Raw genomic sequence first — 23,119 nt, 5'->3', positions numbered from 1 at the left:
CCGCCGGGACCGGTCCGACAAACTGCCCGCACGCCCCGCCTGTGGACGGGTTTCCCGTCAGCCCCACCGGACCTGGCAGCATGGCGGGGTGACAACAGCGACGCATTCATCCGATTTCCCGGCCGGTCCGGGCACGGGCGCGGCCGACGCCGACGCCGTGCTCCTGGGCCTGGACCCGGAGCAGCGCGAGGTCGCCACGACCCTGCGCGGGCCGGTGTGCGTCCTGGCGGGCGCCGGTACGGGCAAGACCCGCGCCATCACCCACCGCATCGCCTACGGGGTCCGCTCCGGACAACTGATGCCCGCCAGTGTGCTGGCCGTCACCTTCACCAACCGCGCCGCGGGCGAGATGCGCGGCCGCCTGCGCACCCTCGGCGCCGAGGGGGTCCAGGCGCGGACCTTCCACTCCGCCGCCCTGCGCCAGCTCCAGTACTTCTGGCCGCGGGCCGTGGGCGGAGAGGTGCCCCGACTGCTGGAGCGGAAGATCCAGTTCGTGGCCGAGGCCGGCGCCCGCTGCCGCATCCGCCTCGACCGGGGCGAGCTGCGCGACGTCACCGGTGAGATCGAGTGGGCCAAGGTCACCCAGACCGTCCCCGCCGACTACCCGGCCGCCGCCCTCAAGGCGGGCCGCGAGGCCCCCCGCGACATGGCCGAGATCGCCCAGATCTACGGCACGTACGAACAGCTCAAGCGCGACCGCGGCATGATCGACTTCGAGGACGTGCTGCTCCTCACCGTCGGCATCCTCCAGGACCGCCACGACATCGCCGAGCAGATCCGCGCCCAGTACCAGCACTTCGTCGTGGACGAGTACCAGGACGTCAGCCCGCTCCAGCAGCGGCTCCTCGACCTGTGGCTCGGCGAGCGCGACAGCCTCTGCGTCGTCGGCGACGCCAGCCAGACGATCTACTCCTTCACCGGCGCGACCCCCGACCACCTGCTGAACTTCCGCAACCGGTTCCCGCGCGCCACCGTCGTCAAGCTGATCCGCGACTACCGCTCCAGCCCCCAGGTGGTCCACCTCGCCAACGGCCTGCTGAACCAGGCCAAGGGCCGGGCCGCCGAACACCGGCTGGAGCTGGTCTCGCAGCGCGAGCCCGGCCCCGACCCCGTCTACGCCGAGTACGCCGACGAGCCCGCCGAGGCCGAGGGCGTCGCCCACCGGATCCGGGACCTGATCGCGGCCGGCGTCCCGGCGGGCGAGATCGCCGTCCTCTACCGGATCAACGCCCAGTCCGAGGTCTACGAGCAGGCCCTCGCCGACGCCGGAGTCCCCTACCAGCTGCGCGGGGCCGAGCGGTTCTTCGAGCGCGCCGAGGTGCAGAAGGCCGTCCTCGCCCTGCGCGGGGCCGCCCGCTCCGGCGGCAGCAGCGACCCGCTGCTGGAGGACGTCGTGGAGTTGGGCTCCCAGGTCCGCGCCGTCCTGAGTTCCACGGGCTGGAGCGCCGAGCCGCCCGCCGGGTCCGGCGCCGTGCGCGACCAGTGGGAATCGGTGGCCGCGCTGGTCCGCCTCGCCGAGGACTTCGCCCGCGGCCGGCCCGGCGCCACCCTGGCCGACCTCACGATCGAGCTGGAGGAGCGCAAGGCCGCGCAGCACGCGCCGACCGTCCAGGGCGTCACCCTCGCCTCCCTGCACGCCGCGAAGGGCCTGGAGTGGGACGCCGTGTTCCTCGTCGGCCTGACCGACGGCATGGTGCCGATCACCTACGCCAAGACCGACGAGCAGGTCGAGGAGGAGCGCCGGCTGATGTACGTCGGCGTCACCCGGGCGCGGCTGCACCTGACGCTCTCCTGGGCGCTCTCGCGGACTCCGGGCGGCCGGGCCTCCCGTCGCCCCAGCCGCTTCCTGAACGGCCTGCGACCGGGCTCCGTGGCCCCGGGAAACCGCTCCGGGGACCCGATCGAGCGCGGCGCCCGCAAGCGGGGCCGCCGCGGCCCCGCCCTGTGCCGGGTCTGCGGCAGGACCCTGACCGAGGCCGGCGAGATCAAACTGATGCGCTGCGAGGACTGCCCGTCCGACATGGACGAGGGCCTCTACGAGCGGCTGCGCGACTGGCGCGCCGTCCAGTCGAAGGCCCAGGGGATGCCCGCCTACTGCGTCTTCACCGACAAGACCCTCATGGCGATCGCGGAGGCCGCGCCCGCCGAACCCGGCGAGCTCTCGATGATCTCCGGAGTCGGCGGCCGCAAGCTCGACCGGTACGGAGCCGATGTCCTGGCCATCTGCGCAGGCCAGGAGCCCGGCGGCGCGGATCCTGACGACGCGTAGAAACTCGTCGGAAAAATAGTTTGCACATGCCCCGCGGATCCCCATAGGTTCTTAGCAACGGAAACGGTGGGCTTCTCCGAAGCCTCCGATCCGTGCTGTACTTATCCGAATACGTATGGGACAGGCCCCCGGGCCGAGTCCCCGAGACGCCGAGAGGAGGCGAGACCAGTGACCAGCTTCATGACCTTCACCAAAATGACCGATCGCTCGGTCGACGCTTCCTGCCTGCTCGGTTCCGTCTCCGCCCTGGGCACCGGTCTGTCCGCGATTTCCGCGAGCAGCCCCGCCCTCCTGGCGACCCTTCCGGTCCGCGAGCGCAATGAGCGACCGACCAAGGCACTGGTGGCAGTAGCCGAAGCCCAGGCGCAGGACGCCTATGGCTTCGCGGCCGCGGCCGGTGCCGGAGCTCGGACCGAGCAGACGACGAAGCAGCAGCACCACCACCTGATGTGGGCCTTCCGCGGGCTCGAACCCTGGAGTGATCCAGCCTGATCTCATGATCAGGCCGGCGCCTTCAGGGCCGCGGAACCCCACCCGGGATCCGCGGCCCTTCTGTTTGTCCCCGAACGGGGACACCGGAGCGAAGGGGCCTCGGGACTGGCAAAGACCAGGTAACAGCCGCCCCCCGGCCGACCGGCCGGAACGACTAGCCGAACAAGACGAGGAAGAAAACACCGTGCAACTCGAAGCGCACGCCCCGTCCGTACAGCAGAACCGAACGATCTCCCCGCCCGCAGTCCCGGAGGCCTCCACCTTGACCCCCCTCACCGCGCTCACCGCGCTCGACGACGCCATCGAGAACCTCGGCGTACCCGTTCCCTGCCGCACCTTCGACCCCGAGGTCTTCTTCGCCGAGTCCCCGGCCGACGTGGAGTACGCCAAGTCCCTCTGCGGCACCTGCCCGCTGGTCGAGGCCTGCCTCGCCGGCGCCCAGGAGCGCCGCGAGCCCTGGGGCGTCTGGGGTGGCGAGCTGTTCGTCCAGGGCGTCGTCGTGGCCCGCAAGCGGCCCCGTGGTCGTCCGCGCAAGAACCCGGTTGCAGCGGCATGACCGCCATCGGAACCATCGACCGCCCCCTGACGCACGACCCCTTGAAGCAGGCCCTCATGTCCACCCACGCCATCACCACGAGCGAGCAGCCGCACGGCTCCGCCACCGCAGACTTCATCACCGCCGGCGCGATCACCTCGCGTCAGAACAGGACCCGCGAAATGCAACTCATCCCAGAAGCCCTGGCCCGTGCCCATATGGACGACCGCATGCGTGAGGCGGACGCCGAGCGTCACGCCCTGCGCCTGGTCGCCGCCCGGCGCATGCAGCGCAAGGCCGAGCGCGTCTCCATGCGCGCCCGCCGCGCGCTGGCCATGGCCGTCATGCACTGACGACCACCGCACCACCCACGGGGGACCGGTCCGCACGGGCCGGTCCCCCCGGTGCGTTGTGCGGCCCCCTCACCCCCCGCGGGGATATCGTCTGGAGGTGGACCAGCCGACCCCCCAGCCCACCCCGCCGGGACCCGAGGCCCAGCCCGCGGTCTGCGCGCGCTGCGGCACCCGCGCCCCGGACGGCGCCCCGCCCACCTGGACCTGCTCCGTCGAGAACGGAAGCAGACAGTACTTCTGCGTCGACTGCGCGCGCGCCAACCTCCGGGCGATCGAGGGCAGGCTCGACTCCTCCTGGTGGTGACCCGAACCGGTCACCGCCCTACCGCCGCCGGCGCGGACCCGATCAGGCCTCGGTCCGGAACCCCGGCAGCCAGGTGTCGAGCTCCTCGCGCAGCCGCACCGTCGCCCCCAGCTGGCACAGCACCCCGATGGTGCTCAGGGTGACCCGGTGGATCAGCAGGTACGAGGGCGGCAGGTTGATCTGCCGCCCCAACTGGTGCGCGGGGGAGCGGGGATCGGCGATCCGCGCGGCCTGCCCGCGCAGCCACGGCCGGGTGAAGGTGAACTCCTCGGCCTCGGCCGGTTCGATGATCGGCTTGAGGTAGTCGAGCAACTCATCGGGGTCCAGCTCGATGGACTCCTTCACGAAGCCCTCGTTGCGCAGGTGGCCGTACACCCCCTGGGCGTCCCCGTCCAGGGTCATCCGCAGCGATCGGCCGATGGGTTTGGGCCACCCGCCGGGCAGCCGGTCGACCGTCCCGAAGTCCAGCACCCCCAACCGCGTCCGCCCCTCGGGCCCCGTCATCAACCGGAAGTTCCCCGGATGCGGATCGGCGTGCAGCAATCCCGTGCGGGCCGGTCCCGAGAAGAGGAACCGGGCCAGCAACTGCCCGGCACGGTCACGCTCCTCCCGCGTCCCGTCGGAGATCACCTCCGACAGCGGGGTGCCCTCCAGCCACTCCGTCACCAACACCTGGTCGCCCTGGTGCACGACGTCCGGCACGACCACGTCGGGGTCGCCGTCGAAGGCGTCCGCGTGGGTGCGCTGCGCCTCGGCCTCCAACTCGTAGTCCAGCTCCTCCGAGACCCGGTCGCGCAACTCCTTGATCAGGGGCTTCACATCCATGCCCGGGATCAGCGGACCCAACAGCCCCGCGAAGCGGCCCAACTGCTTGAGGTCGGACAGCAACGCCTCGCCCGCGCCCGGGTACTGGACCTTGACCGCCACCTGACGCCCGTCGTGCCACACCGCCCGGTGCACCTGTCCGATCGAGGCCGCCGCCGAGGGCTTGTCCTCGAACTCCTCGAACAGATCGCGCCAGTCCTCGCCGAGACGCTCCGCGAGCACCTCGTGCACCCGCGCGGCCGGCAGCGGAGGGGCCGCCTCCTGAAGCTTGGTCAGTGCCGCCCGGTAGGGCCCGGCGACCTCCTCGGGCAGCGCCGACTCGAACACCGAAAGGGCCTGCCCGAACTTCATGGCGCCCCCCTTCAGCTCACCGAGCGTGCGGAAGAGTTGCTCGGCGGTGCGCTGCTGGAGCTCCCGGGCGACGATCTCGGCCGACTTGCCGCCGATGCGCTTGCCCAGCCCCCAGGTGGCCCGGCCCGCGATGCCGAGCGGTAGCGCGGCCAGCTTGACGGTGCGGGTGACCGCCTTCCGGGGAAGATCAGACATGAGCCCCTCCTGTTCCCAGACTGCTGTGCCGCGAACGGCGGTTCGGGACGACCCTCGACCCCGAAGCATCCTGTCATGGGCTCCCCGACCCCCGGACGCGGGCACCGGCCCCGTTCCGCCCCCGTACCGCCCGCTCCCTCATGACGTCGCCGCCGCGCCCGAGGCCCCGACGCCGACCTCCTCGCCCGTCCCCGCGGGCGCCGCCCCGCACGGACAGTCCGGATGCGCGCGCACCGCCGCGCGCCGCCAGTGCAGGGCGGGCAGGGCCGCCTCCCACCGGGTGGCCGTCGAGGCGGGGAAGCCGCCGTCCAGGAAGGCCAGGGCGTGCGCGGCGGCCAGCCCCGCCACCGCCGTCGACAGCCCGAGGTCACAGGCGGCCGTGCCCCGCCGACGGTGCGCCGAGCGCCACTGGACCAGCATCCTCGGCCAGGCCGGATCCCTCTCGACCCGCTCGCGCTCCATGCAGCCGGCGCAGGCCGTCACCCCGGGCAGCACCAGCGGCCCCACCAGCCCCGTACCCTCCAGCACCCCCGCGTACAGGTGCGGGGTGCCGGTGGCCACCCAGCCGGCGGCGGTCTCCGGATCGGGGGCCCACGCCTGGAGCCCGTCCCGGGGCGCGACCACCACCAGCGCCACCCCCCGCTCGCCACCGCCCCGCGCCCCGACCCCGCGTGCCGCGCCCCACGCCGACCCCCACGCCGACCCCGACCCCGACCCCGACCCCGCGCCCGACCCCGACGCGGACGCCGACGCCGACCCCGCCCCCGGCCCCGACGCGGACCCGGCCGCCTCCCCGGCCCGGGGGGTGCGCCCCGGCGCCGCCTCCCGGACCACGGCCGCCGCCGCCTCGGCCCGCAGCCGGCCCACGCCGGCCGGTCCCAGCCCGCCCGGCGCCACGTCGCCCGGTACCGCCCGACCCCCGTCGAGGACCTCGACCCGGCCGACGCCCGCCCCCGCCAGGACGGCGGCCACCAACGCCCCCACGCGTCCGCTCCCGCGCACCCGCACCCGCAGCTCCCGGCGCGCCGCGAGGGCCCGTAAGTCCCCGCCGGGCTCCGGACACACCAGGGACAGCGACGCCAGATCCGGCTCCAGCCGCTCCGGCGTCCGCGACCGGTCGCGCACCGCCGGCTCCCCGGGCCGGCCCGCGCCGACGTCGTCGAGCAGACCGGCCCTCGCCAGCCTCGTGACCAACTCCTCCGCCCGCCCCTCCGGCAGGCCGAACCGCCGGGCCTCCGCCCGCAGCAACTCCATGCCCCGCGTCCCGTCGATCCGGTCGAGGAACGCGCCCGTGGCCGTGTCCACCGGGCCGAGCACCACGGCGTGCGCGGGGGTCACCCCGAACTGGACCGTCTGCAGGTCCCTCCAGGCCCGGGCCAACGCCGGCTTCACCTTCGGATACATCGCCGCCTCCTCCTGCTCCTCGCACCACGTCACGACGTCACGACGTCACGACGTCACCACGTCACGATGCCCGCCCCGTGCGAAGCGTGCGGCAATTTGTCCACAGGCAAGGGGTATTAGGCATATGAGATGGAGAAAAGGGGCGCATCGGCCGTCGCCGACGAATCGATCATGTTCGAGCTGCGGACGCGCGGGACTTCCGCCACGACGAGCGGGTACCGTCGACGCGTGTCCGCCGACCCACCGCAGCGCGCCGTCGAAGTCCGCCGGAGCGCGCGCCGCCGCAGGACCGTATCCGCCTACCGCGAGGGCGAGCGGACGGTCGTCCTGATCCCTGCCCGGATGTCCGAGGCCGAGGAGCGGCGCTGGGTGGGCGTCATGCTGGACAAACTGGCCGCGCAGGAGAGCCGGCGCGTCCTCGGCGACACGGAACTGACCGAGCGCGCCGAGCGTCTGTCCGAGCAGTACTTCGACGGCCGGGCCCGCCCCCGATCCGTGCGCTGGGTCACCAACCAGAACACGCGCTGGGGCTCCTGCACCCCGGCCGAAGGCAGCATCCGGTTGTCCCACCGCCTCCAGGGCATGCCGGAGTACGTCGTCGACTACGTGCTGCTCCACGAGCTGGCCCACCTCCTGGTACCCGGTCACGGCCCGCGTTTCTGGGAGCTGCTGGAGCCCTATCCGAAGACCGAGCGGGCCCGCGGCTACCTGGAGGGAGTGGTCGCGGCGGAGCGTCTGCCGAAGGTTCCCACCGCCCGCGACGAATGACCTTCTGTCACGGAAAGTGATGTGTACCGGCTCGGTACCGACTTGGCCGGATGTCCGCGCGAGCCGTTAGCCTGAGCGCCACACCTTCAGCAGCACGCGGGGAACGGCACGCGCCAGCGGCATCCATCCAGCGGCATCCATTCACCTTCGGGACGGGGGACGGTCGGACGTATGGCCAGGGAATTCCAACGCGGCCACAAGGCCAGGATCAGTGATCTGACGGCGGGTACCGATCTGTACGTGGGCGTCCAGATCGTCGGGCCCGGGCTCGGCTTCGACATCAGCTGCTTCGGCCTCGACGCCGACGAGCGCCTGTCGGACGACCGCTACTTCGTCTTCTACAACCAGCCGAAGTCGCCCGAGGAGTCCATCCAGCAGCTCGGCGCCCAGGCCGGTGACACGGAATCCTTCCGGGTGACCCTGGACCGCGTTCCCGCGAACATCCACAAGCTGTCCTTCACCGCCACCCTCGACGGCGACGGCCAGATGTCCCAGATCGGCCCCGGCTACATCCGGATCGTCGCCGGCGGCGAGGAAGTCGTCCGCTACTCCTTCACGGGCTCCGAGTTCAGCACCGAACGCGCCCTGATGATCGGCGACTTCTACCTCAAGGACGTCTGGCGCTTCGCCGCCGTCGGCCAGGGCTTCGACGGCGGCCTCGCCGCCCTGCTCCAGCACTTCGGCGGCGAGGTCGCCGAGGAGGAGCCGCAGCCCGAGGCGCAGGTCCCGGCCCAGGCCCAGCCGCCCGCCGCCGCCCCGGGATTCGCCCCGCCCGCCGGCCCGGCGCCGGCGTTCGGCGCCCCCGGCGGGCAGCAGGCCCCGGCCCCCGCGCCCTACGCCCCGCCGCAGCAGCCGGCCCCCCAGCACCAGCACCAGCAGCAGCCCCCCTACCAGCAGCCCCAGCCGCAGCAGCCCGCCCCGGCGCCCGTGCACTCGGCCCCGACCATGGTCGGCCCGATCACCCCGCCCGCCCCGGCGACCCCCTACGGCCAGCCCTCGTACGGCGCCCAGGTCCCGCCGCCGGCCCCGGCTCCCGCGCCCTACGGCGCCCCGCCGCAGCAGCCCTCGTACGGCGGCCAGGCCCCGTACGGCGGACAGCCCCCGGCGGGCCAGGTTCCGTACGGTCAGCAGCCCCCGGCCCCCTACGGCCAGGCCCCGCAGGCCGCGCCCGCCGCTGCCCCCGGCCTCGCCGCCGCCCTCCAGCGGTACAAGGAGGCCCCCACCGGCGCCCGCTGGACCCCGCAGAACCAGCAGCTCATGCGCGTGGACCTGTCGCTCGGCGGCCAGGCCGTCCTCGCCCGCCAGGGCAGCATGGTCCTCTACCAGGGCAAGGTCGACTTCAGCTACAAGGGCGCGGGCTTCGCCGGCCGCATCGTCGGCAACGCCACCGGCCAGGAGATGCAGCTCATGCGCTGCACCGGCCGCGGCCAGGTCTTCCTCGCCGAGAACGGCGCCCACCTGCACGCCATCGAGCTCCAGGGCGACGGCATCTGCGTCTCCGCCGAGAACGTCCTCGCCTTCGACGAGTCCCTCCAGCACGAGGTCCGTCGCATCGAGGGCCACGGCATCCCCGGCGGCGCCCTGTTCACCATGCTCTTCCAGGGCACCGGCACCGTCATCGTCAAGACGCACGGCGTCCCCGTCGTCCTGCCGGTCACCCCGACCACCTTCGCCGACAGCAACGCCATCGTCGCGTGGTCCGCCGCCTCCCAGGTGATCATTTCCAGCCAGGTCCGGCTGCGCCGCAACGCCTACCCGGGCCACAGCGGGGAGACCGTGAACCTCCAGTTCCGCGGCGCCCCCGGCAACTTCATCGTCGTCCAGCCGTACGAGGTCTGAGGGAGCCCGTCATGAACGCAATGAACCAGCAGCTCGCGGGCTACGCCCCCACCCCCGTCACGGCCCGCATGGAGAACCACGGCCGGTCCATGCTCAAGGTCGCCCTGCAGACCGGCCAGGACCTCTTCGCGCGCACCGGCTCGATGGTCGCCTACGAGGGCTTCATCCAGTACGAGCCCAACCCGCCCGCCGTCCGCCAGATGGCCTCCCAGTGGCTGACCGGCGAGGGCGCCCCGCTGATGAAGTGCACCGGCGACGGCCTGCTCTACCTCGCCGACTACGGCGCGGACGTCGTCGTCATCAACCTCGCCAACGACGCCCTCTCCGTCAACGGCACCAACCTGCTCGCCTTCGACGCCGGCCTCCAGTGGGGCGTCGAGCGGGTCAAGGGCATGGCGAAGTTCGCCGGCCAGGGCCTGTTCAACGTGCAGATCGCCGGCACCGGATGGGTCGCCATCACCTCCCGCGGCACGCCCATCGTGGTCGACTGCGGACGCGGAGACGACGAGACGTACGTCGACCCGGACGCGCTCGTCGCCTGGTCCCCGAACCTCAAGGTGAAGGGCAAGCGCAGCTTCAAGGCCTCGTCGATGATCGGCCGGGGCAGCGGGGAGGCCTACCAGATGGCCTTCTCCGGCCAGGGCATCGTCGTCGTACAGCCCAGCGAGGACAGCACCGACCGGCTCCGGACCCGGGGCTGAGGGGGGACGGACACACCATGCAGAGCTCACTCTTCGCACACGCCGAACAGCAGACCCAGGACCGCTACGCCGTCCAGAACCCGCAACTGCTGCGGATCAGCCTCACCGGCTCCGACGACGTCCTCGCCCGCAAGGGCTCGATGGTCGCCTACCAGGGGATCGTCGACTTCGACGGCGAGTACCAGAGCACCGGCCAACGCAACGCCCGCGCGCGCACCGGCGAGGGCCTCGACCTGATGCGCTGCTCCGGGCAGGGCACGGTCTACCTCGCCAACCTCGCGCAGTACGTCCACGTCGTCGACGTCGACCACGACGGCCTCACCGTGGACAGCGGCTACGTGCTGGCCCTGGACTCCACCCTGCACACCGAGGCCATCGCGGTCGACAGCCAGTACGGGATCTCCGGATCCGGCAAGTACCAGCTCAACATCAGCGGACGCGGCAAGGTCGCCCTCATGACCTCCGGACAGCCCCTGATGATGCAGGTCACCCCGGACAAGTACGTCAACGCCGACGCCGACGCGATCGTCGCCTGGTCCACCTCCCTGCGCGTCCAGATGCAGGCCCAGACCCACTCCACCGGCGTCTGGCGGCGGCGCGGCAACACCGGCGAGGGCTGGGAGCTGAGCTTCCTCGGCACCGGCTTCGCCCTCGTGCAGCCCAGCGAGGTGCTGCCCCCGCAGAACGCCCAGCTCGGCCAGGGCGTCGCCGCCCAGTACGGCATGGGCCAGCACGGCGCCCACGCCCAGAACCAGAACAACGCCTGGAACTGACTGGGCCGCCGAGGACCGGCACGCGTGAGGGGGCGGACCCGTACGGGCCCGCCCCCTCACGCACGTCGCGTCACGCCTGTCGCGTCATGCCCGTCGCGTCACGTCCGGCGTGCCCGGATCAGACGCCGAGCCGCGCCCGGGTGTCCTCCAGCAGCCGCACCACCGAGGTGTCGGCCACCGCCGCCACCTCCTCGTACGGGAACCAGCGCAGGTCCAGCGACTCCTCGCTGATCTCCGCCACCGCGTCGGCCGGCGCCAGCGCCGCGTACTGCACGTCCAGGTGCCAGTTGCACGGAGCCGGGATCGGATGCCGGTCCAGACGCACCGGACCTCCCGGCACCAGGGTCAGCCCGGAGGCGATCCCGGACTCCTCGACGGCCTCGCGCAGCGCGACCTCCGCGAGCGTCTGGTCGCCGGCCTCGCAGTGCCCGCCCATCTGGAGCCACAGGCCGAGCTTCTTGTGCAGGGTCAGGAGCACCCGGCCCCGCGAGGGGTCGATCACCAGCGCGCTGCCGGTGACGTGCCCCGCCTCACAGGGCTTGTAGACCCCGTCGGGGTGCGCGGCCAGGTGCTCCAGGTAGACGTCCCGCAGCTCGCGCTGCGCCTCGTCGTGCCCCTCGTACGCCTTCAGTACCAGGACGGCGTCCTCGTGCAGGCTCACTTCTTCTCGTCACCCTCACCCTGGTCGCGCTTCTCGGCGGCCTCGCCGAGCATCTTGTCGATCTCCGAGAAGTCGAGCTGCTCCCGGTGCACGAACCCGTCCGGGTCGTCCAGGTCGGAGGCCGTCGGCAGCATGTCCGGGTGCTCCCACAGCCCGTCGCGGCCGTCTACCCCGCGCGCGTCCGTGAGCGAGGCCCACAGCCGCGAGGCGTCGCGCAGCCGGCGGGGACGCAGCTCCAGCCCGATCAACGTCGCGAAGGTCTGCTCCGCGGGACCGCCCGAGGCGCGGCGCCGGCGCATGGTCTCGCGCATGGCGTCGGCCGAGGTCAGACGGGGCTTGGCCGCCTCGTGGACCACCGCGTCCACCCAGCCCTCGACCAGCGCGAGCGCCGTCTCCAGGCGGGCCAGCGCGGCCTTCTGCTCGGGGGTGTCCTGCGGCTGGAACATCCCGCCCTGGAGGGCCTCCTGGAGCTGCTCCGGGTTCGACGGGTCGAGCTGACCGACCACGTCCTCCAGCTTCGAGGTGTCGACCTTGATGCCCCGCGCGTAGCCCTCGACCGCGCCGAACAGGTGCGAACGCAGCCACGGCACGTGCGCGAACAGGCGGGCGTGGGCGGCCTCGCGCAGCGCCAGGTACAGCCGGACCTCGTCCGAGGGGACGCCCAGGTCCTTGCCGAAGCTCTCGATGTTCAGCGGCAGCAGCGCGGCCCGGCCCGCCGGGCCCAGCGGCAGACCGATGTCGGTCGAGCCGACGACCTCGCCGGCGAGGGTGCCCACGGCCTGGCCGATCTGCTGGCCGAACATGGCGCCGCCCATCGAGCGCATCATGCCGAGCAGCGGGCCCGCCATGGCCTGCATCTCCTCCGGCAGGACGCCGCCCATGGCCGCGCCGACGCGCTCGGCCACCGGGTCCACGAGCTCCTTCCACACCGGCAGGGTCGCCTCGACCCACTCGGCGCGGCTCCACGCCACGGCCGCGTTCGCCCCGGAGGGCAGCGAGGTCACCCCGTCCAGCCACAGGTCGGCGAGGCGCACGGCCTCCTCGACCGCGGACTTCTCGGCGACGCCGACGCTCGTGTCCTTGACGCCGTCGGCCGTGCCCTGGGCGACGGTCTGACGGGCGATGTCCTTGGCCATGTCCCAGTTCACGGGACCGCCCTCGTAGCTCAGCATCTGGCCGAGCTGCTGGAAGGCGGCGCCGAGATCATTCGGGTTCATCGAGCCGAACATCGCGGCGAACGGGTTGTCCCCGCCGCCCGGCAGGCCGCCGGGGCCGAACCCGAACGGATTCGCGGGCCCGCCCTGGCCGCCCTTCTTGCCCTCGTCGCCGTTCTCCGGCTCCTCCGGCGGAAGGCCGAATCCGAATGGGGTGTCGCTCACGGGTTTCCTCGGCTCGTAGGGCCGTCGGCGGGTGCCGACGGGCAATGGTCCGACAACACCACCCAGCGTAGACACCACTCCCGCTTCCGGGCTCGGTGCTCCGCCGACTCCTGGGCTGCGGCAGGATGGACATCACCTGGTGGGTACGCGTCACGGCGCGTCCCCACTGAAGACAACCGCTGGAGACGCCCGGTGAGTTCCCCAGATCCGCAGGCTCGCGCGCCGCACGACGCCGAAAACCGCCCTGACCACGGCGAGAGCGCCCCCGGCGTTCGCCCGCCGCGAAACGAGGCCGGTCCCCGACGACGCAGCCCCGTGATCGCGGTCACCGGCGCCGCGTCCGGGGTCGGCGCGGCCCTGGTGAGCCGGCTGGCCGAGTCCGACGAGGTCAAGCAGGTCGTCGCCATCGACGAACGGCGCGGGGACTGCGCCGCCGCGCAGTGGCACGTCCTCGACGTCCGCGACCCCGCCATCGCCGAGAAGCTGCGCGGCGCCGACGTCGTCGTCCACCTCGCGCTCGACCTCGACCTGGAGACGGACCCGGCCGCCCGTACCGCGTACAACGTGCGCGGGACCCAGACCGTCCTGACGGCCGCCGCCGCGGCCGGCGTGCACCGGGTCGTGCTGTGCACCTCGGCGATGGTCTACGGCGCCCTGCCCGACAACGACATCCCGCTCTCGGAGGACTCCGAGCTGCGCGCCACCGCCGAGGCCACCGGCGTCGGCGACCTGCTGGAGATCGAACGGCTCGGCCGCCGCGCCCCGCGCGCGCACCCCGGTCTGAACGTGACCGTGGTCCGCCCGGCCGTCCTCGTCGGCGGCACCGACACCGCCCTCACCCGCTACTTCGAGTCCCCGCGCCTGCTCGTGGTCGCCGGATCCCGCCCCACCTGGCAGTTCTGTCACGTCGAGGACCTGGTCAGCGCCCTGGAGTACGCCGCCCTGGAGAAGGCCGAGGGCGAGCTGGCCGTCGGCTGCGAGGGGTGGCTGGAGCAGGAGGAGGTCGAGGAGCTGAGCGGCATCCGCCGCATGGAGCTCCCCTCGGCGGTGGCCCTGGGCGCCGCGGCGCGCCTGCACCGGATCGGCCTGACGCCCTCTCCCGCCGGCGACCTCGCGTACACGATGCACCCGTGGGTGGTCAGCGTCAGCGGGCTCCACGCGGCCGGCTGGCGGCCCCGCTGGACCAACGAGGAGGTCCTCGCGGAGCTGCTCCAGGAGGTCGCGGGCCGGCACACCGTCGCGGGCCGCCGCCTGGGCCGCAAGGACGCCGCGACGGCCGCCGGCGCGGCCGGTGCCACGGTCGCCCTGCTCGGCGCCGCCGCGGCCGTGCGCCGCGCCCGCCGCCGCCGGGGGCTGTGACCCGGACGGGGACCGGTCTCCTGTAGGAGGCTCCCAACGGGAGCGGCCCTCCCCGGGCGAAAGAGCTATTCCGCCACGTCAGCCACTGGGGCACGATGGGAGCATGGCACCGCACTTCGACCACCCCGGCGAGCAGGCCGCCCCGGACCCGATCCGGCTGCTCGAGATCCGCGAGACCCCGCTCTCCATCGACGAGGTCTTCCGGGCCGTAGGCGATGACGCGACGGGAGGCACCACCCTCTTCGTCGGGACGGTGCGCAACCACGACAGCGGCGCCGACGTCGACTCGCTCGGCTACTCCTGCCATCCGTCGGCGGAGGCCGAGATGCGGCGCGTCGCCGAGCGCGTCGTGGCCAAGTACCCGGTCCGCGCCCTGGCAGCCGTCCACCGCGTCGGCGACCTCGCCGTCGGTGACCTCGCCGTCGTCGTCGCCGTCTCCTGCCCGCACCGCGGGGAGGCCTTCGAGGCCTGCCGGATGCTGATCGACGACCTCAAGCACGAGGTGCCGATCTGGAAGCACCAGACCTTCTCGGACGGCACGGAGGAGTGGGTCGGCGCCTGCTGACGGCGGGCGTCGCGCGGGGCCGGCGCGGGGCAGGCGTGCTTCCACGCCCCCCGCGCGAGGGTCGCCCCCGGTCGGGGGTAACCTCACACCCGTTCGGCCGCGCAACACGCCCTCGATTTGCGTAACCCCCTGTCGGGAACGAGCGTTGAAGCCACCGACGACACGCACTTCTACGGGCAGGGAGGCACGTCCATGGCGTCACTGGCGTGGTTGCTGATTCCGCTGTTCGCCGCGATCGGGGCGGCGATATGGGGCAGCTGGGCGGCGCGCGACCGCACCCAGGGCGACATATCCGAACTCGCCGGCTACGCGAGGTTCCGCGAGGTCATGGACAAGGCCGACCGGGCGAGGACGCAGGAGAAGGCACATTCCGGTTCCGACGCCGTCTGAGCGTCCCGTGAGCGCCCTCCGCTGAGAATCCCCTGAGAGTTCCCCGTACGGGCCCCGTACGGACCGGCCCCGGGGGCCGTCCGCCGAGCCCGTCCCGTACTGTCGATCCATGCCACGCCGCACTGCGACGATGCTCGCTTCCACCCTGGTGTTGTTCGCCCTGCTCTGTGCCGGGGTGTTCATCAGGGTCCCGTACTCGGAGATGAGCCCGGGCCCGACCGTGAACACGCTCGGTGACTCGCGGGGCGAGCCGGTACTGAACATCTCGGGGCACAAGACGTACCCGACCACCGGGCACCTGAACATGACCACGGTCCGCGTGACCGGCGCCGACTACGACATGAACCTGGTGGAGGCCGTCTACGGCTGGCTGGCGGGCGACAACATCGTCGTACCGCACGAGAACCTCTACCCGAACGGCAAGACCGACAAGGAGTCGACGCAGGAGAACGCCGAGGAGTTCAGCCAGTCGCAGGAGAGCGCCAAGGTGGCCGCCCTCAAGCAGCTGAACATCCCGGTCGCCGCGCGCGTCGTCGTCTCCACCGTCGTCAAGGCGAGCCCCTCCGAGGGCAAGCTGCACGCCGGGGACGTGATCAAGGAGGTCGACGGGAGCCCGGTCACCGACCCCGCCGACGTGGCGAAGCTGGTGACGAAGCACAAGCCGGGCGAGCCCGTCGTCTTCACCGTCGTCCCCGCGGCCGACGCCGCGGAGGCGGAGAAGGCGGGCCGCGAGCCCACCACCACGAGCAAGGTCACCATCACGGCGGGCAAGGCCCCCGACGACGGCCACGCCATCGTCGGCATCCGGGCCGGCACCGACCACACCTTCCCGTTCCCGATCGACATCAAGCTCGCCGACGTCGGCGGCCCCAGCGCGGGGCTCATGTTCGCGCTCGGCATCATCGACAAGCTGACCCCGGAGAACCTCACGGGCGGCAAGTTCATCGCGGGCACCGGAACCATCGACGACGCCGGCAGGGTCGGCCCGATCGGCGGGATCCAGATGAAGACCATCGGCGCCCGCCAGGCCGGCGCCGAGTACTTCCTCACCCCGGCCGACAACTGCGCCTCCGCCTCCTCGCACGTGCCGGACGGCCTCACCCTGGTGAAGGTCTCCACCATCGAGGACGCGTACGACTCGCTCCGCAGGATCGGCAAGGGCGACACCGCGGACCTGCCGCGGTGCACCGCGAAGTGACCGCGCCGCCGCCGGCCGACCCGGGGTCCCCCGCCCCCGGGCACGCCGCGGCGCCGCCCGCCCGACTGCGCACCGGCCGGTCGCGCACCGGCCGGTCGCGCACCCGCTAGTCGAGGAAGGTCGCCGCCAGCGCGTCGGCCAGGCCCGGCACCAGACCGGCCCCGGTCAGCACCTCGCTCGTGGAGTCCTTGTCCCGCAGACGTACGGCGGACTCGCGCGAGCCGTCGCGCAGCACGCCCACGGTCAGCCGCACCTCCTGCCGGTCGGGGTGCGTGGCGACCCACTTGGTCAGCTGCTTGTCGCTGAGCCCGGCCGGGACGGAGGCCTCGGCGGACGGCGGCAGCATCAGCCGCTCCACGGTCAGGGCGCAGCCGACGATGGCGTCGGGCCAGGCGATGGTTCCCAGGAACTTGTCCAGGGGGGTCCCGGCCGGCACCTCGTCCTGCTCGATCGGGGTGAGCTGCGCCTTTCCGGCGTCGTCCTGGTCCTGGCCGAGCCGGCGCGCGAGGTCGGGCTCGGAGCGGCGCAGGCGCGCGGTGTCGACCAGGGCGAACAGCCGGGCGGGCTTGTCCCAGCCGAGGGTGGAGGCGTACTCGTCGATTTCGAGGACGGCACGGGTCAGCGGGCCGGCCGCCATCGGGGTGCCGGGGGAGGGGGAAACGTTGGACATGGACAACATCCTGCCTCCTTCACCCCCGATACCGGGAACTGACTAAAGCCTCAGTAAGTTGCATGAGTGGGCTCTACGATCGGGCCCTGCTTTGGCTGCTTCCAAGTAACCCAGCTTTCAAGTACACCAGAGACCACACCAGACACAGCGACTTTCGAGGTGCGCACCTTGGCTTTCCAGATGCCGGACCGAGGCGGAGGCCCCTCCGGGCCACGGATGAGAGTCGGCCGCCCCTCCCGGCGTGCCCGGACTCTGCTGACGACCCTGGGCGTCCTGGCCGTACTGGCCATGGCGTTCATCATGTTCGCGGGCTTCTGGACCGACTGGCTCTGGTTCCGCTCCGTGAAGTACTCCACCGTCTTCACCACCACCCTGTGGACCAAGATCGGCCTGTTCGCCGTCTTCGGTCTGCTGATGGCCGGTGCCGTCGGGCTCAACATCTGGCTCGCCCACCGGCTGCGACCGCCGCTGAGCGCGATGTCGATGGAGCAGCAGAGCCTCGACCGGTACCGGATGAGCATCGCCCCGTACAAGAAGTGGCTGCTCCTGGGCATCGCCGCCGTCGTCGGCCTGATCGCCGGCGCCTCGGCGGCCGGCCAGTGGAAGACCTGGCTGATGTTCGTGAACGGCGTGCCGTTCGGCCAGAAGGACCCCCAGTTCAAGCTGGACGTGTCGTTCTACACCTTCGACCTGCCCTGGTACCGCTTCCTGCTCGGCTTCGGCTTCGCCGCCGTCGTGCTGTCGGTGATCGCGGCGGTCGTGGTGCACTACCTGTACGGCGGACTGCGCGTGACCAGCCCGGGCGCCCGGGCCACCGCGGCGGCGACCGGGCACCTGTCGGTGCTCCTCGGCCTCTTCGTGTCGCTGAAGGCCATCGCCTACTGGCTCGACCGGTACGGCCTCGCCGTGAAGTCCAGCGACTTCAAGGCCGCCGACAACTGGACCGGCCTGCGCTACGTCGACGCCAACGCCTACCTGCCGGCCAAGACGATCCTCGTCGCCATCGCCGCCATCTGCGCGGTGCTGTTCTTCGCCACCCTGTGGCGCCGCACCTGGCAGCTGCCGGTCATCGGCTTCGGCCTCATGGTCCTCTCGGCGATCCTGATCGGCGGGCTCTACCCGGCGATCGTGCAGAAGTTCCAGGTCCAGCCGAACGAGCAGGCCAAGGAATCGCCGTACGTCGAGAAGAACATCAAGGCCACGCGCGACGCCTACGGCATCGGCGGGGCCGAGGTCAAGGACTACGCGGGCGTCCCCGCCGCCGGCACCGACAAGGCGGCCCTGCGCAAGGCGGCGGACACCACCGCCAGCGTGCGCCTGCTCGACCCGAACATCGTCTCGCCGGCCTTCCAGCAGCTCCAGCAGGTCAAGGGCTACTACGGCTTCCCGTCCACGCTGGCGGTCGACCGGTACAACGGCCAGGACACCGTCATCGGGCTCCGCGAGCTGAACATCGGCGGCATCCCGAAGAACAACTGGATCAACGACCACTTCAAGTACACGCACGGTTACGGCGTGGTCGCGGCCAAGGGCACCACCGTCAAGGACGGCGCGCCCGACTTCACCCAGTCCGACCTGCCCTCCAAGGGCATGTTCGGCACGGACTTCGAGCAGCGCATCTACTACGGCGAGATGACGAAGCAGTACTCGATCGTCGGCGGTCCGCAGAAGGAGCTCGACTACTCGGACGACAAGGGCGAGAAGGAGACGAGCTACAAGGGCGACTCCGGCGTCAACCTGGACAACCCGATCAACCGGGCGGCGTACGCGCTCGCCTTCAGCGAGCCGCAGATCCTCTACTCGGGCGCCATCGGCGAGGGCTCGCGGATCCTCTACCACCGCACGCCCAAGGAGCGCGTCGAGGCCGTCGCGCCGTGGCTGACCATCGACGGTGCCCCGTACCCGGCGGTCGTCGACGGCCGGATCAAGTGGATCGTCGACGCCTACACGACGACCAACGGCTACCCGTACGCCTCGCGCACCACCCTGGGCGACAGCACCGCCGACTCGCTGACCAACAGCCAGCGCGCGGTGGTGGCCCAGGAGAACCGGGTCAACTACATCCGCAACTCGGTGAAGGCCACCGTCGACGCGTACGACGGCACGGTGAACCTCTACCAGTGGGACACCGCGGACCCGGTGCTCAAGACCTGGATGAAGGCCTTCCCCGGCACGGTCAAGCCCAAGAGCGCGATCGACAAGGCGCTCATGGACCACCTGCGCTACCCGCAGGACCTCTTCAAGGTCCAGCGCGAGCTGCTGACCCGCTACCACGTCACGGACCCGCAGACCTTCCTCAGCGGCAGTGAGGCCTGGGCCGTCCCGGACGACCCGACGACGAAGGCCGGTACGGCCGTCCCGCCGTACTACCTGTCGATGAAGATGCCGGGCCAGACGGAGAAGGACCAGGTCTTCTCGCTCACGACGACGTTCACTCCGAACGAGCGCGACAACCTGAGCGCCTACATGGCGGTCAACGCCGACCCGGGCACCCCGGACTACGGCAAGATCCGGATCCTGAAGCTGCCGACGAGCAAGCCCGTCGACGGCCCCAAGCAGGTCCAGAGCAAGTTCCAGTCCGAACCGAAGATCGCCGAGTCGATCCGCCTGCTGCGCGGTGGCGACTCCGAGGTCGAGTACGGCAACCTGCTCGCGGTCCCGCTCGACGGCGGCATGCTCTACGTCGAGCCGGTCTACGTCCGCAGCTCCGGCCTGAAGTACCCGCTGCTGCGCAAGGTGCTGGTGACCTACGGTGGCCAGACGGCCTTCGAGGACACCCTGGAGAAGGCGCTGAACGTGGTCTTCGGAGCCGAGGCCCCGACGACGCCGACGACGCCGAACCCGCCGACGACCACCCCGCCGGGCGAGGGCACCACCACGCCCCCGACCGCGCAGGACCCGACGGTCAAGGCGGCCCTCTCGGACGCGCAGAAGGCCATCCAGGCCGCCGAGGAGGCCCGTCAGAAGGGTGACTGGACCGCCTTCGGCAAGGCGCAGGACGAGATCAAGGCGGCGCTCCAGCGGGCGATCGACGCGGAGGCGAAGCTGACGGCCCCGACGCCCAAGCCGGGCGGCTAGCCGAAAACCCGGTCAAGGCTCCCTCCCGCGTCGTGTTACTGTTGTTTCACCGACGCGGGGTGGAGCAGCTCGGTAGCTCGCTGGGCTCATAACCCAGAGGTCGCAGGTTCAAATCCTGTCCCCGCTACTGAAGACGAAGGCCCGGATCCAATGGGATCCGGGCCTTCGTCATGTCCTGGACCAGGTCCTGTGAGACACGGGGTCACTGGGACGGGTGAGTTGGGGCAGGAGCGTGTTTGACTTGTCTCTCTGTGGGCATGTCGACAAAACGCTGTAGTGACCTCACTGGCTGCGACATACCAGGTGTACGCGGGTAGCAGGTGATGCGACGATGGGATTTATGGGGGACAGGTCAACTCTGCTGGAGACAGGGCGGTTTGTGAGGGCGGAGTCCAAGACGGGCACGGGGGTCGGTGGGGCCGTCCCCGCTGTCAACGCGCAGACCGCCCTGACCGTTGCGGATCTCGCGGAAGAAGCGCTCGGTGACGCGGCGGGGGCCGACGAGACCGAGCTGGAGGCCCGCCACCGGGTCGCCGCCGACAAGGGCGACCCCGGAGCCATGAGCGTGCTCGGCGCCCTCCTGCTGCGCCGCGGTGACCTGGTCGGGGCCGAACCCCACCTCCGGGGCGCCACCGCCGCCGGCGACCGCGCCGCCGCGAACAACCTCGGCGTCCTCCTGCACCAGCGCGGCTACCCGGACGAGGCCGCGGGCTGGTGGCGGGTCGCCGCCGTGGCCGGCTCCGCCCCCGCCGCGCACGCCCTCGGCCGGCACTACCGCGAGCGCGGCGACGAGCCCGCCGCCGAGTACTGGCTGCGCCAGGCGGCCGAATCCGGCCACGCCCTGGGCGCGTACGGGCTGGCCGACCTGCTGGAGCACCGCGGGGACCCGGGCGTCGAGCGCTGGTTCCGGGCCGCCGCCGAGCAGGGGCACCGCGAGGCCGCGTACCGCCTCGCCCGCCACCTGCGCCGGGGCGACCCCACCGAGGCCGAGCAGTGGTACCGCCAGGCCGCCGCCCGCGGGCACCGCCGCGCCGGGCTGCACCTGGGCGCCCTGCTGGAGGCCCGCGGCGAGCTGAAGGAGGCGGGCCGCTGGTACCTCAGCTCCGCCAAGCAGGGCGAGGCCCGGGCGGCCTGCGCCCTCGGCTTCCTGCTGCGCGACGCGGGCGACGAGGACAGCGCCGCCGCCTGGTGGCACCGCGCCGCCCAGGACGGCGACGGCAACGCCGCCAACGCCCTGGGCGCGCTGCACGCCGCGCGCGGCGAGACCCAGACCGCCGAGAAGTGGTACCGGGCCGCCATGGACGCCGGCGACCAGAACGGCGCCTACAACCTCGCCCTGCTGTGCGCGGCGCAGGAGCGCACCGCGCAGGCGGAGCAGTGGTACCGCCGCGCCGCCTACGCCGGCCACCGCGAGGCCGCCAACGCCCTGGCGATCCTGCTCCTCCAGGGCGGGGACGCCGCCGGGGCCGAGCCCTGGTTCTCCAAGGCGGCCGAGGCCGGCAGCGTGGACGCGGCCTTCAACCTCGGGATCCTCTTCGCCAGCCGGGACGAGGACCGCACCGCCCTCAAGTGGTACGAGCGGGCCGCCGCGGCCGGTCACACCGACGCGGCGCTCCAGGTCGGCATCGCCCTCGTGCGCGACGGCGCCGACCGGGCCGCGGAGCGCCACCTGCGCTGCGCGGCGGGCGGCGGCAGCGCCGAGGCGGCGTTCCGGCTGGCCTCGCTGCTGGAATCGCTGGCCCCGCCGCCGGAGCCGGTGGCGCTGGGCGAACCCGTCGGCGGCGCGGCGCGCACCGAGAGCGAGGAGTGGTACGAGCGGGCGGCCGAGCAGGGGCACCGCCGGGCCCAGGTGCGGGTCGGCATGCTGGCCGCCGCCCGGGGCGACCTGGCGGTGGCGGCCCGGTGGTACCGGGAGGCGGCCGAGGCGGGCTCCCGCAACGGCGCCTTCAACCTCGGGCTGCTGCTCGCCCGCGAGGGGAACGAGCCCGAGGCCGCCCTGTGGTGGACCCGGGCCGCGGTCGCGGGCCACGGCCGGGCCGCGCTGCGGCTGGGCCTGCTGGCCGCCCGCCACGGGGACCTCGCCGAGGGGCAGAAGTGGTGCGTGCGCGCCATGGAACTGGGCCCGGCGGAGGTCGCCGAGCGCGCCGCCCGGCTGCGCGACGCCCTGGCGGAGGAGCTCTCGGCCTGATCGGCCCCCCGGTGCGGGGGCCGCGGGAACGGATTTGCACATGCCGGCCACGCCCCCGTAGAGTGGGGTTTACCGACGCGGGGTGGAGCAGCTCGGTAGCTCGCTGGGCTCATAACCCAGAGGTCGCAGGTTCAAATCCTGTCCCCGCTACTGAAGGCCCGAGGCCCGGATCCCATGGATCCGGGCCTCGAGTCGTTTCCGGTCGCGAAGTCGAAGTCCGAGTCGAAGCCGACGGCGGCCATGGCGGCCCGCCATCCCGGCGGCCCGCCATCCCGGAGTGTCGGCGTCCGGGCATGGCAAAAGGAGGCCGGGCGCGTGGCTCCGACCTCCTCTTCCGCGATCGGCTAGGCGGCCGCGCAGCCGGGGCAGACGCCGCGGTAGGTCACCTCGACCGCCGAGACCACGAAGCCGAAGCGTTCGCCGTCGGGCAGGTCCGCCAGCGGGTCGCCCGCCGGGTGGACGTCACGGATCGCACCGCACCGGGCGCAGACCAGGTGCTGGTGGGGGCGGTGGGCGTTCGGGTCGTACCGCTTGGCGCGCCGGTCGGTCGAGACCTCCAGCACCTCGCCCAGCGACACCAGCTCGCCCAGGGTGTTGTACACCGTCGCTCGAGAGATCTCGGGCAGTTTGGCCACGGCGCGGGCATGGACCTCGTCGGCCGTCAGGTGAACGTGGTCACCGTCGAGCACCTCGGCCACGACGCGCCGCTGGGCCGTCATGCGCCAGCCGCGTCCGCGAAGTCGTTCCAGCAGGTCACTCATAGACGTCAGCCTAACAGTGGGGATTCGGTGCAGATCCCGAACCGATGTGGACTTGGATGCT

The 23,119-nt window shown here is 72.3% G+C and carries 21 protein-coding genes and 2 tRNA genes; 17 read left to right on the top strand and 6 right to left on the bottom strand.

Annotation, left to right across the window (positions count from 1 at the left end; genetic code table 11):
* Positions 1 to 88 precede the first annotated feature (88 nt).
* From ACZ6ZI_RS15775 to ACZ6ZI_RS15755, 5 genes are all read left to right on the top strand, one after another.
* Positions 89 to 2,269, top strand: a complete 2,181-nt coding sequence (locus tag ACZ6ZI_RS15775) for an ATP-dependent DNA helicase UvrD2 (RefSeq protein WP_469520512.1) — start codon at positions 89 to 91, stop codon at positions 2,267 to 2,269.
* A gap of 180 nt (positions 2,270 to 2,449) precedes the next feature.
* Positions 2,450 to 2,761 (top strand): hypothetical protein, encoded by a 312-nt coding sequence (locus ACZ6ZI_RS15770; protein ID WP_363053420.1) that lies wholly within the window; start codon positions 2,450 to 2,452, stop codon positions 2,759 to 2,761.
* 184 nt (positions 2,762 to 2,945) lie between these two features.
* The gene (locus ACZ6ZI_RS15765) at positions 2,946 to 3,317 is read left to right on the top strand and encodes a WhiB family transcriptional regulator (protein ID WP_469520509.1); all 372 of its coding nucleotides are present in this window, start codon (positions 2,946 to 2,948) and stop codon (positions 3,315 to 3,317) included.
* Positions 3,314 to 3,649: a hypothetical protein gene (locus tag ACZ6ZI_RS15760; RefSeq protein ID WP_363053180.1), complete on the top strand. Its 336-nt coding sequence runs from the start codon at positions 3,314 to 3,316 to the stop codon at positions 3,647 to 3,649. Before ACZ6ZI_RS15765 ends, ACZ6ZI_RS15760 begins: the two co-directional genes overlap by 4 nt.
* A 97-nt stretch (positions 3,650 to 3,746) precedes the next feature.
* Positions 3,747 to 3,953, top strand: coding sequence for a hypothetical protein (locus ACZ6ZI_RS15755; RefSeq protein WP_363053181.1), 207 nt, complete (start codon positions 3,747 to 3,749; stop codon positions 3,951 to 3,953).
* Positions 3,954 to 3,995: 42 nt separating this feature from the next.
* On the opposite strand, the gene ACZ6ZI_RS15750 is transcribed toward ACZ6ZI_RS15755, so the two are convergent.
* Together ACZ6ZI_RS15750 and ACZ6ZI_RS15745 are read right to left on the bottom strand one after the other, a co-directional pair.
* Entirely contained in the window at positions 3,996 to 5,324 is a 1,329-nt protein-coding gene (locus tag ACZ6ZI_RS15750; RefSeq protein WP_469520505.1) for an ABC1 kinase family protein, read from the bottom strand.
* Positions 5,325 to 5,462: 138 nt separating this feature from the next.
* Entirely contained in the window at positions 5,463 to 6,728 is a 1,266-nt protein-coding gene (locus tag ACZ6ZI_RS15745) for a ThiF family adenylyltransferase (protein WP_469520503.1), read from the bottom strand.
* 171 nt (positions 6,729 to 6,899) lie between these two features.
* On the opposite strand from ACZ6ZI_RS15745, the gene ACZ6ZI_RS15740 reads away from it, so the two are divergent.
* The 4 genes from ACZ6ZI_RS15740 (at position 6,900) to ACZ6ZI_RS15725 (ending at position 10,809) form a co-directional block, all read left to right on the top strand.
* Positions 6,900 to 7,496 (top strand): M48 metallopeptidase family protein, encoded by a 597-nt coding sequence (locus tag ACZ6ZI_RS15740; RefSeq protein WP_469520615.1) that lies wholly within the window; start codon positions 6,900 to 6,902, stop codon positions 7,494 to 7,496.
* A gap of 171 nt (positions 7,497 to 7,667) precedes the next feature.
* Positions 7,668 to 9,335: a TerD family protein gene (locus tag ACZ6ZI_RS15735; RefSeq protein ID WP_469520500.1), complete on the top strand. Its 1,668-nt coding sequence runs from the start codon at positions 7,668 to 7,670 to the stop codon at positions 9,333 to 9,335.
* Between the two features lie 20 nt (positions 9,336 to 9,355).
* The gene (locus ACZ6ZI_RS15730) at positions 9,356 to 10,036 is read left to right on the top strand and encodes an AIM24 family protein (protein WP_469520612.1); all 681 of its coding nucleotides are present in this window, start codon (positions 9,356 to 9,358) and stop codon (positions 10,034 to 10,036) included.
* A gap of 17 nt (positions 10,037 to 10,053) precedes the next feature.
* Complete coding sequence (locus ACZ6ZI_RS15725; protein WP_469520497.1) at positions 10,054 to 10,809, top strand: AIM24 family protein; 756 nt, start codon at positions 10,054 to 10,056, stop codon at positions 10,807 to 10,809.
* 118 nt (positions 10,810 to 10,927) lie between these two features.
* On the opposite strand, the gene ACZ6ZI_RS15720 is transcribed toward ACZ6ZI_RS15725, so the two are convergent.
* Positions 10,928 to 11,470: an NUDIX hydrolase gene (locus ACZ6ZI_RS15720; RefSeq protein WP_469520494.1), complete on the bottom strand. Its 543-nt coding sequence runs from the start codon at positions 11,468 to 11,470 to the stop codon at positions 10,928 to 10,930.
* Positions 11,467 to 12,849: a zinc-dependent metalloprotease gene (locus ACZ6ZI_RS15715; protein ID WP_469520490.1), complete on the bottom strand. Its 1,383-nt coding sequence runs from the start codon at positions 12,847 to 12,849 to the stop codon at positions 11,467 to 11,469. Before ACZ6ZI_RS15715 ends, ACZ6ZI_RS15720 begins: the two co-directional genes overlap by 4 nt.
* A gap of 192 nt (positions 12,850 to 13,041) precedes the next feature.
* On the opposite strand from ACZ6ZI_RS15715, the gene ACZ6ZI_RS15710 reads away from it, so the two are divergent.
* The 4 genes from ACZ6ZI_RS15710 to ACZ6ZI_RS15695 all read left to right on the top strand — a co-directional run bounded on the left by ACZ6ZI_RS15710 (position 13,042) and on the right by ACZ6ZI_RS15695 (position 16,361).
* Entirely contained in the window at positions 13,042 to 14,208 is a 1,167-nt protein-coding gene (locus ACZ6ZI_RS15710) for an SDR family oxidoreductase (RefSeq protein ID WP_363053189.1), read from the top strand.
* Between the two features lie 103 nt (positions 14,209 to 14,311).
* Positions 14,312 to 14,773, top strand: coding sequence for a molybdenum cofactor biosynthesis protein MoaE (locus ACZ6ZI_RS15705; RefSeq protein ID WP_363053190.1), 462 nt, complete (start codon positions 14,312 to 14,314; stop codon positions 14,771 to 14,773).
* A 192-nt stretch (positions 14,774 to 14,965) separates the two neighbouring features.
* Positions 14,966 to 15,163: a hypothetical protein gene (locus ACZ6ZI_RS15700; RefSeq protein WP_363053191.1), complete on the top strand. Its 198-nt coding sequence runs from the start codon at positions 14,966 to 14,968 to the stop codon at positions 15,161 to 15,163.
* Between the two features lie 109 nt (positions 15,164 to 15,272).
* Complete coding sequence (locus ACZ6ZI_RS15695; RefSeq protein ID WP_469520484.1) at positions 15,273 to 16,361, top strand: YlbL family protein; 1,089 nt, start codon at positions 15,273 to 15,275, stop codon at positions 16,359 to 16,361.
* Positions 16,362 to 16,467: 106 nt separating this feature from the next.
* Here the strand turns inward: ACZ6ZI_RS15695 and ACZ6ZI_RS15690 are convergent, their stop codons facing one another.
* Positions 16,468 to 17,040, bottom strand: coding sequence for a PPA1309 family protein (locus tag ACZ6ZI_RS15690; RefSeq protein WP_363053193.1), 573 nt, complete (start codon positions 17,038 to 17,040; stop codon positions 16,468 to 16,470).
* A gap of 171 nt (positions 17,041 to 17,211) precedes the next feature.
* On the opposite strand from ACZ6ZI_RS15690, the gene ACZ6ZI_RS15685 reads away from it, so the two are divergent.
* From ACZ6ZI_RS15685 to ACZ6ZI_RS15670, 4 genes are all read left to right on the top strand, one after another.
* Positions 17,212 to 20,109 carry a UPF0182 family membrane protein gene (locus ACZ6ZI_RS15685; RefSeq protein WP_469520610.1) on the top strand — a complete coding sequence of 966 codons (2,898 nt, stop codon included), beginning with the start codon at positions 17,212 to 17,214 and terminating at the stop codon, positions 20,107 to 20,109.
* Between the two features lie 53 nt (positions 20,110 to 20,162).
* Positions 20,163 to 20,236: transfer RNA gene (locus ACZ6ZI_RS15680), tRNA-Met, on the top strand.
* A gap of 204 nt (positions 20,237 to 20,440) precedes the next feature.
* A complete protein-coding gene (locus ACZ6ZI_RS15675; RefSeq protein WP_469520479.1) occupies positions 20,441 to 22,297 on the top strand; it encodes a sel1 repeat family protein in 1,857 nt (618 codons plus the stop codon).
* A 76-nt stretch (positions 22,298 to 22,373) separates the two neighbouring features.
* Positions 22,374 to 22,447 (top strand) — tRNA-Met (locus ACZ6ZI_RS15670).
* 194 nt (positions 22,448 to 22,641) lie between these two features.
* Here ACZ6ZI_RS15670 and ACZ6ZI_RS15665 read toward each other — a convergent pair.
* The gene (locus ACZ6ZI_RS15665; protein WP_363053195.1) at positions 22,642 to 23,058 is read right to left on the bottom strand and encodes a Fur family transcriptional regulator; all 417 of its coding nucleotides are present in this window, start codon (positions 23,056 to 23,058) and stop codon (positions 22,642 to 22,644) included.
* Positions 23,059 to 23,119 lie beyond the last annotated feature (61 nt).

This window comes from Streptomyces sp. NPDC103540 (genome assembly GCF_055584445.1).
This window is presented reverse-complemented; position numbering and strand designations above follow the sequence as displayed.

Bases quoted from the DNA above. Each gene is read 5' to 3' on its own strand.
- ACZ6ZI_RS15725 (WP_469520497.1), top strand. From the start codon at position 10,054: ATGCAGAGCTCACTCTTCGCACACGCCGAACAGCAGACCCAGGACCGC.
- ACZ6ZI_RS15730 (WP_469520612.1), top strand. From the start codon at position 9,356: ATGAACCAGCAGCTCGCGGGCTACGCCCCCACCCCCGTCACGGCCCGC.
- ACZ6ZI_RS15700 (WP_363053191.1), top strand. From the start codon at position 14,966: ATGGCGTCACTGGCGTGGTTGCTGATTCCGCTGTTCGCCGCGATCGGG.
- ACZ6ZI_RS15665 (WP_363053195.1), bottom strand. From the start codon at position 23,058: ATGAGTGACCTGCTGGAACGACTTCGCGGACGCGGCTGGCGCATGACG.
- ACZ6ZI_RS15695 (WP_469520484.1), top strand. From the start codon at position 15,273: ATGCCACGCCGCACTGCGACGATGCTCGCTTCCACCCTGGTGTTGTTC.
- ACZ6ZI_RS15675 (WP_469520479.1), top strand. From the start codon at position 20,441: ATGGGATTTATGGGGGACAGGTCAACTCTGCTGGAGACAGGGCGGTTT.
- ACZ6ZI_RS15760 (WP_363053180.1), top strand. From the start codon at position 3,314: ATGACCGCCATCGGAACCATCGACCGCCCCCTGACGCACGACCCCTTG.
- ACZ6ZI_RS15690 (WP_363053193.1), bottom strand. From the start codon at position 17,040: ATGTTGTCCATGTCCAACGTTTCCCCCTCCCCCGGCACCCCGATGGCG.
- ACZ6ZI_RS15705 (WP_363053190.1), top strand. From the start codon at position 14,312: ATGGCACCGCACTTCGACCACCCCGGCGAGCAGGCCGCCCCGGACCCG.
- ACZ6ZI_RS15770 (WP_363053420.1), top strand. From the start codon at position 2,450: ATGACCTTCACCAAAATGACCGATCGCTCGGTCGACGCTTCCTGCCTG.
- ACZ6ZI_RS15740 (WP_469520615.1), top strand. From the start codon at position 6,900: ATGTTCGAGCTGCGGACGCGCGGGACTTCCGCCACGACGAGCGGGTAC.
- ACZ6ZI_RS15750 (WP_469520505.1), bottom strand. From the start codon at position 5,324: ATGTCTGATCTTCCCCGGAAGGCGGTCACCCGCACCGTCAAGCTGGCC.
- ACZ6ZI_RS15735 (WP_469520500.1), top strand. From the start codon at position 7,668: ATGGCCAGGGAATTCCAACGCGGCCACAAGGCCAGGATCAGTGATCTG.
- ACZ6ZI_RS15685 (WP_469520610.1), top strand. From the start codon at position 17,212: ATGCCGGACCGAGGCGGAGGCCCCTCCGGGCCACGGATGAGAGTCGGC.
- ACZ6ZI_RS15745 (WP_469520503.1), bottom strand. From the start codon at position 6,728: ATGTATCCGAAGGTGAAGCCGGCGTTGGCCCGGGCCTGGAGGGACCTG.